At 60.2% G+C, this 14042-nt stretch carries 11 protein-coding genes; 2 read left to right on the top strand and 9 right to left on the bottom strand.

The annotated features are described in order from the left end of the window. Positions 1-152 precede the first annotated feature (152 nt). Positions 153-1028, bottom strand: coding sequence for a helix-turn-helix transcriptional regulator (locus AC13RE_RS25455; RefSeq protein WP_183872522.1), 876 nt, complete (start codon positions 1026-1028; stop codon positions 153-155). A 113-nt stretch (positions 1029-1141) separates the two neighbouring features. Here AC13RE_RS25455 and AC13RE_RS25450 point away from each other — a divergent pair, with 113 nt between their 5' ends. After that, positions 1142-2596 carry an MFS transporter gene (locus tag AC13RE_RS25450; protein ID WP_488564994.1) on the top strand — a complete coding sequence of 485 codons (1455 nt, stop codon included), beginning with the start codon at positions 1142-1144 and terminating at the stop codon, positions 2594-2596. A gap of 97 nt (positions 2597-2693) precedes the next feature. Here AC13RE_RS25450 and AC13RE_RS25445 read toward each other — a convergent pair whose 3' ends face one another. Next, a complete protein-coding gene (locus AC13RE_RS25445) occupies positions 2694-4478 on the bottom strand; it encodes a trimethylamine N-oxide permease (protein WP_488564993.1) in 1785 nt (594 codons plus the stop codon). Between the two features lie 241 nt (positions 4479-4719). Between AC13RE_RS25445 and AC13RE_RS25440 the strand changes: the two genes are divergently transcribed. Beyond that, positions 4720-7089 (top strand): trimethylamine N-oxide demethylase, encoded by a 2370-nt coding sequence (locus tag AC13RE_RS25440; RefSeq protein ID WP_488564992.1) that lies wholly within the window; start codon positions 4720-4722, stop codon positions 7087-7089. On the opposite strand, the gene AC13RE_RS25435 is transcribed toward AC13RE_RS25440, so the two are convergent. The 7 genes from AC13RE_RS25435 to folD form a co-directional block, all read right to left on the bottom strand. Beyond that, positions 7086-7685, bottom strand: a complete 600-nt coding sequence (locus tag AC13RE_RS25435; RefSeq protein WP_488564991.1) for a PAS domain-containing protein — start codon at positions 7683-7685, stop codon at positions 7086-7088. The two genes, AC13RE_RS25440 and AC13RE_RS25435, sit on opposite strands and share 4 nt — an antisense overlap. Positions 7686-7802: 117 nt before the next feature. After that, complete coding sequence (locus AC13RE_RS25430; RefSeq protein ID WP_488482049.1) at positions 7803-9140, bottom strand: trimethylamine monooxygenase; 1338 nt, start codon at positions 9138-9140, stop codon at positions 7803-7805. A gap of 68 nt (positions 9141-9208) precedes the next feature. Further along, positions 9209-10249, bottom strand: a complete 1041-nt coding sequence (locus AC13RE_RS25425; protein WP_488564990.1) for a heme-dependent oxidative N-demethylase family protein — start codon at positions 10247-10249, stop codon at positions 9209-9211. Positions 10250-10278: 29 nt separating this feature from the next. Further along, the gene (locus AC13RE_RS25420) at positions 10279-11244 is read right to left on the bottom strand and encodes a PDR/VanB family oxidoreductase (protein ID WP_015343848.1); all 966 of its coding nucleotides are present in this window, start codon (positions 11242-11244) and stop codon (positions 10279-10281) included. Further along, positions 11241-11846, bottom strand: a complete 606-nt coding sequence (locus AC13RE_RS25415; protein ID WP_488564989.1) for a dimethylamine monooxygenase subunit DmmA family protein — start codon at positions 11844-11846, stop codon at positions 11241-11243. Before AC13RE_RS25415 ends, AC13RE_RS25420 begins: the two co-directional genes overlap by 4 nt. 10 nt (positions 11847-11856) lie before the next feature. Then, positions 11857-12990 (bottom strand): aminomethyl transferase family protein, encoded by a 1134-nt coding sequence (locus AC13RE_RS25410; RefSeq protein WP_488564988.1) that lies wholly within the window; start codon positions 12988-12990, stop codon positions 11857-11859. Positions 12991-13102: 112 nt separating this feature from the next. After that, the gene (gene folD, locus AC13RE_RS25405; protein WP_488564987.1) at positions 13103-14008 is read right to left on the bottom strand and encodes a bifunctional methylenetetrahydrofolate dehydrogenase/methenyltetrahydrofolate cyclohydrolase FolD; all 906 of its coding nucleotides are present in this window, start codon (positions 14006-14008) and stop codon (positions 13103-13105) included. Positions 14009-14042: the final 34 nt, after the last annotated feature.

The raw sequence follows: 14042 nt of genomic DNA, 5'->3' as shown, positions 1-14042 counted from the left end.
GATGATAACCTCCCATCCGCCATCTGGCCGCGCTCGGCATTCCCTTGGTCGAGGGACCGTAGAGCCGATTGAGGCTCAGCCAGGACAGGACGCGCCGTCGCCGGCACCTGATTACGCATCGGGTTCCCTTCATGATCTACCGGCAACGCCGCTCAGCAAGACCGCTTGCGCTTCATCATCGCGTTCAGCTTCTCCGCCCCGGCTTCGTCGACAGGTGTGTAGACGATCATGCGGTCGTCATTGCTGGGGCTTGCCCACCAATTGTTGGATTGCAGCGGCAGGACCGTGCCATCCGCCAGCCGAAAACGCTTCACGGTATTCTCGATGCCCTTGAGCTGATAGCGATCCCATACGATGCGGAACTGATCGGAAGCGCTCATATAGCGTTCCAATTGCCGCTCCCAGCTCGGGTCATCGAGATGCTCGGCCATAGAGGCACGAAACAGCGCTGCCATATTGGCCAGCATCTCGTCGGGATCGGCCTGGCTTGCACGCCAGGCAGGATTGACGAGGGACAGATAGATGCAGTTCCGGTCTTCAGGCGGAAGGGCATCGAGATCGACGCCGACGAGACGGCGATAGGCCTCGTTGAAGCCGCGTATATTGTACCGTTTCGTCTGGATAAGAGCCGGATAAGGACAGAGATGATCGAGAATGCGCTGGCTTGCCTCGGTGAGCGGCTCGCAGACGCGGGGATTTTCGAGCCGGGGCGGAACCGGCAGATTGGCCAATCTGAACAGGTGCTCCGTTTCGACTTCGTTGAATTCCAAAGCATGCGCGACGGAGAGCAGTACGCGCGGCGACACGCGGATCGGGCGGCCCTGCTCCAGCTTGGTGTACCAGGTGATGCCGATATCGGCGCGTGACGCCACTTCTTCCCGCCGCAATCCGGGTGTACGAATCCGTCCCGCTCGACCGAGTCCCAATCTTTGCGGGTCGAGGGTTTCCCGCCGCCTTCGCAACATCTCGCCAAGTTCCTGTGCCCGCGAAAGGATCTGATTGGAGCTAATATCGAGCGTGCCGTGCATTTCCATTCTCCAGCCTGACACTTCTTATACCAGTCTAAACAGGTATCTTGTACCAGTTTAACATGGGTGTAAAACGCTGTGGACTCAGTTTTGAAAATACTTTGAGGTCCCCCATGTCTTCCGCACCAATCCGGCTTGGCCAATTCGGCCTGCTGATCCTGCTGGCCGGGCAATTGCTGCTGCAGCTCGATTTTTCCATCATCAATGTCGGCCTTGCCGCCATCTCGGCCTCGCTGCATGCCGGCGAGACTGAACTTGAGCTTTTCGTCGCCGCCTATGGCGTCGCCTTTGCCGTCTGCCTGGCAATGGGTGCGCGCCTCGGCGACAATTTCGGCCGCAGGCGCATGTTCGGCCTCGCCGTGCTGTTGTTCTGCCTCGCCTCGCTGCTATGCGGGGTGGCGACATCAGTCACCTTCCTCATCGTTGCGCGCGCGCTGCAGGGGATCGCCGCAGCACTCATGGTGCCTCAGGTGCTGGCAACCATCCATGTCAGCTTGACCGGACGCGATCACGCCCGCGCCGTTTCGCTTTACAGTGCAATTGGCGGCATCGCCTTCATCGTCGGCCAGGTTCTTGGCGGCTTCCTGATCTCTGCCAATATTGCCGGCTCCGGATGGCGCAGTATCTTCCTCATCAACCTACCGGTCTGCATCCTGATCCTGGTCAGCGTATGGCGCCATGTTCCCGAAACGCGTGGCCAAGGCAGAGTTCCGGTCGACTGGTCGGGCATGATAACGCTGGCGCTGCTGACTTTGTCGGTTCTGCTGCCGACCGCGCTAGGCCCGTCGCTCCACTGGAATTGGCTTTGCCTGCTCGGCTTCGTGCCGATCCTGCCACTGGTGGCACTCCTTTGGCGTATCCAGCGCGGCAAGGAGGTGCGGGGCGCCTTCCCAATCCTGCCGCCGTCGCTCACGCGCATCTCCAGCATGCGGTTCGGCGGGCTGATCGCCATACTCTTCTTCACCTGCTGGAGCGGCTTCATGTTCGTCTTCGCCCTTACCTTGCAGGCAGGTGCCGGGCTGACCCCGCTGCAATCAGGCAATGCCTTGATTGCACTTGGCGGCTCCTATTTCGTCTCGGCCGCTTTCGTCACGCCTCGCCTTGCAAACATACGGCGCGAACTCATGCTGGCGATGGGTTGCGTGATTCAGATGAGCGGGCTCGCTCTGCTCATCGTGACACTCGAAACCGTCTGGCCGCAGCCAGGAGTCATCAACCTCATTCCGTCCACAGTCCTGATTGGTTTCGGCCAGGCGCTCATCGTCAACAGCTTCTACCGGCTGGGACTGGCCGACGTGCCGCATGAACATGCCGGCGCCGGCAGCGCCATGCTCGCCACCATGCAGCAGGTGTCGCTGGGTCTCGGGCCGGCGATCCTGGGGGCCGTATTTGCCCAGGTACTGCAATATTCCAGCGCCTATCTCTCTGCCGGGGTCACGGCGATCGCCGTCGAACTCGGGCTGATGGCTATCCTGCTGGTGGCCACGCTTCTACGATTGGCACGGCAGCGCAGCCGACCAGAAGAAGACGCCGATCTCGGCGACGCCCTCATCGTCGCACCCGAATGATCGGACGGTCGGCGTTAAAGCATTGATCCCATAACAAAGTCCGGCCTGTCGCCAGGCCGGACTTGCAAGCATAGGCCTCGTCTTCGATCAGATGCGGCTACGCCGGCAGCTGGAAGACCCAATTGGCGATCAGCACGATGGCAAGGCCGCCGGCAAGTGCCAGATAGGGCAGAATACCCGCCTTCTTGACACCCAAATCCTGGCCGACCAGACCAAGATCATCCATGGCGCCGGCCGGGAACTTGCCGCCATCGCGAACATAATGTCTGTAGGCAAAGACCGGCAGAATGAGAGCAGCAAAGGCAAAACCGATCCAGAGCGCATTGGCATAGCCCCAGACCTTGGCGCCAGCGCCAAGGAAGAGCGCATTGACAAAGGCAAGGATGGTATTGAGGCCGATGAGCCACGACGGCGCTTTCCACGGGCGCTCGACATGGCCGGAGTCCATGCGGTGTATCCAGCCGGAATTGAGGTTCAGGAAGTTGAAGATGATGTATCCGACGTTGGAGACAGCAAGCACGAAGAAATAGCCGCTCGTGTCGGAGGCAATGGCCAAAAGAAAGAGATTGAAGGCGAAGTCCGTCCACATCGCTCTCGTCGGCGCACCGTTCTCGTTCACATGATCGAGATATTTCGGCAGCCAACCGTCCTTCGAGCCCTGATAGAGAGTGCGCGAGGAACCCGCCATTGCCGTCATGATCGCAAGGAACAATGCCAGGATCATCAGGATGACGAGTAGCTGGGTAACGATCCGGCCGGCGCCGATCAGGCCGCCGAGCGCTTCAGCGACGCCGGTGCCGTCGACGATGCCTGGCGCCAGCATGCCGGCATGACCGAGCACACCCTGGAAAGCGAAGGGCACCAGGAAGAAGAAGACGCAGCAGGCAAGGCCCGAGTAGAAGATTGCCTTGAACGTATCCGTCTTCGGGTTCTTCAGTTCGCGCGTGTAGCACACCGCCGTCTCGAAGCCATAGGTCGACCAGGCGGCGATATAGAGGCCCCCGAGGAAAAGCGTCCAGCCGCCATTGCTCCAGGTGCCGTCAGTCGCAGCGTAGGCCGCTGTCGGCGGTAGCAGGCCGGTCACGTTGGCGGAGAGGATTTGGCCGCTGACGATCGGATAGACGCCGATGATCAGAAGCGGCACGAGCACGATGATCGCGAGCCATTTCTGTACGCTGGCCGTCTCGGAGATGCCGCGATGCTGGATCGCAAAGATGATCAGCATCAGGACACCACCGATGAAGAAGGTGGCGTTGATATTGGCGGTCGCGAGGAAAGGAATGTTGAAGCTGATGAGAGACCAGTTGCGGATGGCCGGCGTAAAAGCTGCAACGCCGTCGGCGCTGAGCAACGCTTTCACCGCATCGTCGGGCGATGTACCGGCGTGCGCCGCGATGTATTCGGCAACACGCGGGCTATCGGCGGTTATCGACGTCGCATGTGTACTGATCCAGCTCAAGACGGCCTGCGAATCCGCTGCCGGAATGGGATAAAAGGCATTGAGAATATAGCCTGCCGCAATGGCGCAGCCGAGCGACAGCACCGGCGACCAGGCAAACCAGTTGCACCAGACCGAGAGCGGCGCGATGAATTTCGAGTAGCGCAGCCAGGCCGTCGCGCCATAGACCGAGGCGCCGCCGGACTTGTTGCCGAACATGCCGGCAATTTCCGCATAGGTGAAAGACTGCAGGAAACCCATGATCATCGAGATGATCCACACGACGAAGGCAAGCTTGCCCGTCGTACCGGCGATGCCGCCGATGGAGAAGAGAACAAGCGGCGGCACGCCCGCAGCCACCCAGAACGCGCCCTTCCAGTCAAGCGCGCGTATAAGCTTACCTTCGGTGCCGGCGGAAGCGCCGGCGTCCACGATATCCGTCATCGGTGATATTCCCCATTTTGTTCCGGACGTATCTCTCGTACGTCTCCCTGAACGTGCCTCCCATGGCATTGCGGGGCTTGCTGGAGGTTTTCGTAAGCCGAGTCTGCGCGCGGATTCCAGATGCATGCCCTTTATGCATAGTGAAGATATTTTCTTTTTAGTCAATATCCCTTTACTTTCGGACGGTATTTTGTCAGCATGATTCCGGTGTCCGACACGCCTCATTTCCCGAGAGGGCTCTATGCGAGATCTCCATCCGTCAGCAGCCGGAATACGGCCCGTCTCGGCGAGCATTATCCGCTATCCGGGCATTCCAGCGCTGCCGCCGGACACCGAGCGCTATCGCTGCAAGGGCGGCGGGTCGCTGGTCGTGCACGTCGAACCCGGCGATCGGATTTCGGTGACGGATAGCGAAGGCGGGCAGGTCTGCGAGTTGGCCTTCCTTGACGAGAAGGGCCGCTTTCAATCCGCTGGCCTGGGGTCGGCATTCACCGGCGAAGCGACAGGTCTGAAGGACATTCTTTCCTCGGGGAATGAAAGTGCGGTTCGCGTCAGGATGGCGCTGGAGCGGCGCGGAGCCGATCTGGCCTCTGCGGCAGCGCTTCGCCTCTTTGGCGCCTCTTCGCCGGCAGGCAGTACCGCGGAATTCACGATCGCGACCAAAGGCCTGCTTATCGCTTGTGCGCCAGGAATGGCCATGTCGCCGGAAACGCAGGATACGGCAACACCAATCGAGGTCAGGATCCGCCGTACGACGATCCTGCGAGACTATGCCTCCGCATTGCCCGAACCGCTCGCCGACCCGATCGAGGATATTCGCATAAAAGCGGCGACCGCTTCGGCCTATTTTGTCCGCGCCGGCGAGTATATCCAGATCATCGATGTCTATGGCCGGCAATGCACCGACTTCCAGGCCTTTTCCGCCCGCAAGGTCGATAAGGGCCTCGATCTTGCGCTCGACTCTACCGTGACCCGCACCCTGCTCGGCCGCAGCTATCCAGCGCCCGGCCTGCCGTCCAAGGCCTTCGACCGCGATTTCGAGCCGCTGGTGGAAATCGTGCAGGATACGGTCGGCCGCCACGACGCCTTCGCTACCGCCTGCAATTCGCGCTACTACGACGACATGGGCTATCCCGGTCACGTGAACTGCACCGACAATTTCAATGCAGCGCTCGCGCCCTATGGCATTGCCGGCCGAAAGGGCTGGGAGGCGCTCAACTACTTCTACAACACCAATGTCGATCACAATAACCAGCTCTATCTCGACGAACCCTGGTCGAGACCGGGCGATTACGTCCTGATGCGCGCACTGACGGATCTCGTCTGCGTCTCCTCCTCCTGCCCCGATGACATCGATGCGGCCAATGGCTGGGACCCGACCGATATCCATGTCCGCACCTTTTCAGGCAAAGAAAAATTCACACGAGCGGTGGCCTATCGCATGACCCCTGATGCCGACCCCGAACTGACGCGGGAGACCGCGTTTCACCCGCGCCTCTCCGCCCTGACGCGCGACTACACCGAATATCGTGGCTTCTGGCTGCCGAACCGCTTCTCCTCGGAAGGGCCGGTCGAGGAATATTGGGCCTGTCGCGAACGCGCCGTGGTGATGGATCTCTCGCCGCTACGCAAGTTCGAGGTGACGGGACCGGATGCGGAAGAATTGCTGCAATATTGCCTGACGCGCGACGTGCGCAAGCTCTCGACCGGCCAGGTGGTCTATTCCGCCATGTGCTACGAACACGGCGGCATGATCGATGACGGCACGCTGTTTCGCCTCGGAGACAAGAATTTCCGCTGGATCGGCGGCGATGACTATAGCGGCATCTGGCTGCGCGAGCAGGCGGAGAAGAAGGGCTTCAAGGCCTGGGTGCGCTCCTCCACCGACCAGATGCACAATATCGCCCTGCAAGGCCCGAAGAGCCGCGACATCCTCAAGGAGATCATCTGGACGGCGCCGCGCCAGCCGACGATCGGCGAGCTCGAATGGTTCCGTTTCGCGGTCGGCCGCATCGGCCACTTCGAGGGAGCACCGGTCGTCGTCTCTCGCACCGGTTATACTGGCGAGCTCGGCTATGAGATATTCTGCCATCCGAAGGATGCCGCCACTGTCTTCGATGCGGTCTGGAAAGCCGGCGAGCCCTACGGGCTGAAGCCGATGGGTCTTGAGGCGCTTGATATGGTTCGCATCGAGGCCGGCCTCGTCTTTGCCCATCATGAATTCGACGACCAAACCGATCCCTTCGAGGCCGGCATCGGTTTCACCGTTCCGCTGAAATCGAAGCAGGATGATTTCATCGGCCGCGAGGCATTGGTGCGACGGAAGGAAAATCCCCGTCATCTGATGGTCGGTCTAGATGTCGAGGCCAACGAAGCCGTGGGACATGGCGATTGCATCCATATCGGCCGCGCGCAGGTCGGCGTGATCACCAGCGCGACGCGGTCGCCGATCCTCGGCAAAACCATTGCGCTAGCGCGGGTCGATGTCACGCATGCGGGGGTCGGCACCAAGGTTGAGATTGGCAAACTCGATGGCCAACAGAAGCGGCTTCCGGCTGTCATCGTGCCGCTTTCTCACTACGATCCGCAGAAGACGCGGCCGCGATCCTAATCCGCCTTTCTCTGCGCGCTCGAAATCGCGCGCGCCGCCTCCTCCGAGGAGTTGGCAAGCGTGCGCATTTCGGCCGCCAGAACAGCAAAACCAGATCCGGCCGTGCCCGCTCTTGCCGCCTCGATACCGGCATTGACGGCAAGCAGCTTCAGGTAGCGCAGCGACTGCAGGATCTCGTTGGTTTTCGATGCCGTGACCCGCATGTCCGCGGTCTGCTCGTCAATACGCTGGTAGAGCGATTCGATATTCAGGATGCTGCCTTCGAGATAAAGAAGCTCCCCGGCCTCATCCCATACGCCGCCGCCGGTCTCCGTTACCCAAAGGAAATGGCCGTCGCGATGACGGATGCGATACTCCATCGTCCAGTCGGTGCGGCTTTCCAGAGCCTTGCCGACAAGTTCGTCCATAAGCGGGATATCCTCTTCGCACATGATCGAAGTGAAAGTTCGGGTGCGGTTGCCGATGATCTCATCGGCGGGATAGCCGAAAATGCGCTCTATGCCGTCGGTCATCTCAAGCATCGTATAGTTTTCGTCTGCCCGGCAGCGATAAAGAAAACCCGCCATACGGCCGAGAACGCTTGTCTGGAAATCCATGAAGGCCGTGCCCCGAAGAGAAGGTTGCGGATGAACTCGTTTCGTCTCAACGCATAAAAATCCGGCAAGGGCTGCTCTTCGCCTCCCTTGCCGGTCAGGTGGGGAAATGATCCCTGATCAATTGCGCAGATATTCCTCCATGGAATCGTCAAGCGCATCGACCCAGGGCGTATGGTGCGTCGGCGACATGGTGCCGGTCATCAGCGAACGGTAGGCGTGGTCGCGGAAGCCCATGATGTTTTCCGCCTTGTGATGCTCCCATTCCATGAACGTCTTGTTAGTCCCTTCGATATCGAAGCTCGGATAATCCGTCTCGGCGAGCAGCTCCTTCACATAGTCGCCCTGGTACCAGATCATCTGTTCGGCATCCTCGAGCGTTTCCTCGCGGGCACGCCACTTGTCAAAGTTCGCCTGCAGTTCCGCTTCCGGCGGCAGCTTGATGCGGCCCATGATGACATCGCGCGCCCACCAGGCCTGAACGTCGAACATGTTGAAGGTGTAGAATTGATCCTGCATGCCGATGTAGAAGAGCTGCGGATTCTTGTCGAAGATCACGCCCTTGTAGAGATGGTCGGCCCAGAGGCGGTTTGCCGTCTTCAAACGCAGATCATCCGGCAGGAAGGGGAAATGATGTTGATAGCCGGTGCAGAGGATAAGCGCGTCGACCTCCTTCGATGAGCCGTCGAGGAAATAGGCCGTCTTGTTCTCAAGACGCGTCAACAGCGGCCGCTCCTCGAAATTCTCTGGCCATTTGAAGCCCATCGGCTTGGAGCGATAGCTCGTCGTCACCGACTTCGCCCCGTATTTCCAGCATTGCGAGCCGATATCCTCGGCCGAATAGCTGCGGCCGACGAGGAGCACGTCCTTGCCCTTGAACTCCAGCGCGTCTCGGAAATCGTGCGCGTGCAGCACGCGGCCGTTGAAGGTCTTTACGCCCTCGAAATAGGGCACGTTCGGCGTCGAGAAGTGACCCGAGGCGACGACGACATAGTCGAACTCCTCGTCATACATCCGGTCCTGAGGGCGATCATGCGCGGTCACCGTGAACTTCTTCGTCTCTTCATCGAAGCGCACCATGCGCACCGGCGTGCTGAAGCGCACCCATTTGCGCACATCGGCCTTCTCGACGCGGCCTTTGATATAGTCCCAAAGTACGGCGCGCGGTGGATAGGAGGCGATCGGCTTACCGAAATGCTCCTCGAAGGAATAATCGGCGAATTCCAGGCATTCCTTCGGGCCGTTCGACCAGAGATAACGATACATGCTGCCATGCACCGGTTCGCCATATTCATCGAGGCCTGTCCGCCAGGTATAGTTCCAGAGGCCGCCCCAATCCGCCTGCTTTTCGAAGCAGACGACTTCCGGGATATCAGCACCCTTCTTTGCGGCCGATTGAAAGGCCCTTAGCTGGGCAAGGCCCGAAGGGCCAGCACCGATAACGGCAACTCGTGTCATGTGGCATTCCCCTTCTCGATTCTATCGAAATTCTTATGGCAGGCAGAAGTTCGGCGCGGCGTCCGGCATCAATCCGGGAAGATGCCGGGGCTGGTCGGCGCGCCGTCGTCATATCGCGAAAGCCAGTCGATCGTGGTCTGGCGGAAGCGCGTCAGGCCCTTGTAGTCGATGAGCTCGGGCGGCAGCGTCTTCAGCACGCGCGGAAAACGGCGCGCCCATTTCGGCACGGTGACGAGCTCATTCATGTTCATCAAATAGCAGCGGATGACGAAGAGAATGGCGTTCGAGCGCGGCAGGCGCCACAGGCTCTGCAGCTCGACGCGCAGATGCACCTTCTCGCCGACATTCTCAGGCGTCACCGTGGTGCGGTCCGGACCCCATTTCGGATAGTTCTCAGGACTGGTATCGAGGCGCGGATTGATCGTCATCGTCCAATTGAACCGGCGCGTTGGCTTGCCCAGCTGCAGGTTCAAGAGGAATTTGAGCGCACGGTCGAAGACGCCGATCTGGTGGGCGAGCGGCACCGGCCCGTGCCACTCCATAAAATTCATGCCGATATCGAAATCGAGCGACCAATCGGCCTGGGTCGTCACCATGCCGGCATCCATCCAGAGATTGCCGTCGCGCTGGTCGACGATGCAGAAATCGCCCTGCGCCTGGCGCGTGATGTATTCGAAAGGTTCGTAAGGCAAGGTCGATGCATCACCGAAGGTGAAGGTGTCGTCTATGCCAAGGGGACGATTGATCCAGCGCCACTGGTCGCCGGTCTTGGTGAGCGTGAAATGCTCGGGATAGCCGGCCGCCTGCTCTTCCATCAGCAGTTCCAGCGTATCCCATTGCGCCGTCATCATGTGCGGCAGCGCCTGATAGCGCAGCGGATCTTCCTTCAGCACCAGAGCCCGGTCGTGCATCTCGGCGACATAGTGCTCATCGACGTCGATGAGGCTTTCGTAGACCGTGTTCTTCCGCCCCTTCACATGCGGCTCCATGTTGACGGAATACATGTATTCGTCGCGATCGAAGGGGAACGGGAAACGCCTGATATTTTCCGGACTGTTGCGGTAGCTGAAATCGTCCCTGAACGTTTCCTGCTTGAAGGCGATTGCCATGTCCGTTCTCCTGGATATCGGTTGGGTGCCTAAAGGTCGAGATGCAGCGCGCTTCCTTCGAAACGGGAAACGCAGATCATCACCTTCCGGCCGGAGGCCTTTTCTTCGTCGGTCAGATAGACGTCATTATGCAGAAGCTTGCCGTCGCAGACGGCAACACCGGTCTCGCACTGTCCGCAGGCACCGCCGCGACAGAGGAAGGGCGCATCGATGCCGGCAGCCTCGATCGCCTCCAGCATGCTCTCATGATGGCCGACGTGAACGGTCTTGCCCGACCGCGTCAGCGTGATGGAGAAAGGCTTTCCGGGCTGCGACGACAGGAAGCGTTCGGAATGCAGGTTCTGTTCCGGCCAGCCGGCCTCGATGCCCGTTTTCAATACGCCATCGATCATGCCGGCCGGGCCGCACACATAGAGATGCGTGCCGAGCGGTTGGCTTTCGAGCAGACGTGCCACAGGAATGAAATTGCGATCGGCATCGCAATAGATCTTCACCCGCTGCGAGCCATATTGCTCGACAAGCTCCTGGCAATAAGCGCCGCGATCGAGCGAACGCACGGCATAATGCAGCTCGAAATTCGCGCCCTCACGGGAGAACTGCTGCATCATCGCAATGAAGGGCGTGATGCCGATGCCGCCGGCAATCAGCAGGTGCTTGCGGCCGCGCCAGTCCGGCTGGAAGAGATTGACGGGATAGCTGACCTTGAGCTCGTCGCCCTCCCTCACCTTCTCATGCATGAAGGCGGAGCCGCCGCGCGAGTCCTCGACGCGCAGCACGCTGATCTCATAGGCCGAGCAATCATGCGGCGCCGACATTAGCGAATAGGCATTGCGGCGAACATGGCCTTCGTCGTTCATCGAGACGATGACATGGGCGCCGCCGGAAAAATAAGGCATCGGCGCGCCATCGAGACGCTCGAAGCGGAAACGCTTGATGCGGTCGGCAATGGGCGTCACCTTCGCGACACGAACAGGAATTTCCGTACCACCGCTCACAGAAACAACTCCTCTGGATCGGGCGCAGTGCCCGGCTCTTCCGCATCGATATTGACGCCCTGGAAGGCGCCAAGACGGCGCGAGTAGTGGTCGCGCACCAGAAGCGGCAGACCGCAATGGCTGCAGTTGAACGGGCTGTGCGTGACATCGTCGGTGATGCCCTTGCAGTGGACACATTGCACGCGGCGCGCCAGGGAACCGCGATGTTCCGTGATGATCGAGGCATGATCCATGCCGTAGTCGAGCGCCACCATCATTGCCTGGCCGATAAAGCCCTCGGTGCCGGCTATATAAAGCCGCGTGCCCATGTGAGCTGTTGCAAGCGAGCCCTTCAGGCGGAAGAGCAATGTCGCGATGGTCGGCGCCGTGAAGAACATGTCGGCGCCGAGCCGGCGCAGTGCCTCATCATGGCCTTTTCCTTGCGAGCCGCGCGCGACATAGAGGATTTCGCTGCGCGACAGGATGGTATCGTCAAGCCCGGCCGTCTGGTCGAGGAGGGCAATGGCGCCCTCGCCTTCCAGCGCGAACAGATGCCGCCGGGCATGCGGCTGGATGGAGAGACCTTTGTAGACCGGTCGGCTCTTGATGCCTTCGACAAGCATGAGCGCCTCCTTAGCCGATGGCCGTCCTCTTCTTCTTTTCCGGATCGTCGAACGGCAGCGTATGGGCTATTGCGCTCGCCTTCAGGCTCTTGCCGCGCACTTCGAGCTTCGTGCCCTGTACGGCCTTGTCGACATCGAGTCGGGCGATCGCCATCGATTTCTTCGTCAAGGTCGAATAGCAGGGGCAGGTGATGACACCGACCTTTTTGCCCTCGGCATAGACCTCGTCGCCGAGATCGGCCGGGACGTCTGCATCGATCAGCATGCCGAAGATCTTGAAGCGCTCCTTGCCCTTGAGGCGCGCATGTTCCTCGGCGCCGCGGAAACCCGTCTTGCCGGGGCTGACGGTGAAGTCGAGGCCGAGCTCCCAAAGACTGTCGCCGGGCGGCTGGTCGGCGAAGGGGTACATCTGCGAGTTATCGTATGGATAGAAGAGCAGGTAGCTTTCGACGCGCAGCATGTCGAGGACGCTGAAGCAGCAGGGAATGATGCCCATCTCCTCGCCTTCCGCGACGATGCGGTCCCAGACCATCGGCGCGTCCTGGCCGCGCACGAAGATCTCATAGCCGCGCTCCCCGGTATAGCCGGTGCGCGAGATCATCACAGGTGCGCCGAACAGCGTCGTCTGCATGTGATGGAAATATTTGAGATCGCGGATACCGGGCACATATTTAGCGAGATAGTCGACCGCGACAGGTCCCTGCAGCGACAGATCGTGCAGATCGTCATCGAAGAGAACGGCACAGTTGCGGCCAGCCGCTTGCTTGAGCACTTCCTCGTGGCCGGAGCCCGAACCATGCACGAGCATCCAGGAATTCGGACCGGTGCGGTAGACGATGCAATCGTCGGTGAAGTAGCCACGATCGTTCAGCATCGCGGCATAGACCGAGCGGCCGGGATAGATCTTCGACATGTCGCGGGTGGTGATATAGTCGAGCACGGCAATGGCGTGCGGTCCGACCAGATGCACCTTCTTCAGGCCGGAAACGTCCATGATGCCGGCTTTGGTGCGGATCGCGACATGCTCCTGCGACATGTCTTTCTCGTAGGTCCAGGCGGTTCCCATACCGCTCCAGTCTTCGAGTTTCGATCCGAGAGCACGGTGCCGGTCCGCCAAGGCGGAGAAACGCCATGATAATGCCATTTCGTTCCCTCATTTTCTTCTATGGAATAATTATTTCCTGACTATAGTCGTCTTTCATGCCTTGGCAAGCCGATCCGAGTGGTTTTTTGTCATCACCCGGATGGCATTTTCTTCAAAACTTCGGCGGCTTTCTGCCAGCTGAGCGATAGGCTGCGATGACGGTATTGGCCATCAGCATGGCGATCGTCATCGGGCCGACACCGCCCGGAACCGGCGTGATCGCTGCGGCAACTTCGGAAGCTCCCGCATAGGCGACGTCGCCCACCAGCCGGCTCTTGCCCTCGCCCCGCTCCGGGGCCGCGATCCGGTTGATGCCGACATCGATCACGGTCGCACCCGGCTTGATCCAATCGGCCTTGACCATCTCCGGACGGCCGACGGCCGCGACCAGGATATCGGCACCTCTTGCCACCGAAGCGAGATCCTTCGTGCGCGAATGTGCTGTCGTCACCGTCGCATTGGCATTGAGCAACAATTGCGCCATCGGCTTGCCGAACAGGTTGGAGCGGCCGATGACGACGGCATTCAGACCCGACAGGTCCTCGCCGTGGATCGAACGTACCAGCAGCATGGCGCCGGCCGGCGTGCAGGAGATCAGTCCGGTTTCGAGATCGCCGGTTGCCAGCTTGCCGGCATTGACGACATGCAGGCCGTCGACATCCTTCTCCGGCTTGATCGACTGAATAATCGGCTCCGAATCAAGATGCTTCGGCAGCGGCAGCTGGACGAGAATGCCGTGGATGGACGGATCGTCGTTCAGCGACTGGACGAGCCTTGCCAGCTCACCTTGCGTCGTTTCCGCCGGCAGCGTGTGCTGGACCGACTTGAAGCCGCATTCCTTGGCCATCTTGCTCTTGGAGTTCACATAGGCGTGGCTGGCCGGATCATCACCGACGATGACGACCGCAAGTCCGGTCTTCACACCGGCCTCAGCTTCAAGTCCCGCCGCCGCAGCCTTCACGGCTTCGATCACCGAAGCCGCCGCTTGTTTCCCGTCGATCACTGTTGCGGGTGCCATCACTCACCCCATGCGCTCGGAGGCATAGGATCCT

The organism is Martinezella sp. CNPSo 3959 (genome assembly GCF_057784355.1).
The sequence above is the reverse complement of the archived record's forward strand: the minus strand, read 5'-3'. Positions and strand labels throughout refer to the sequence as shown.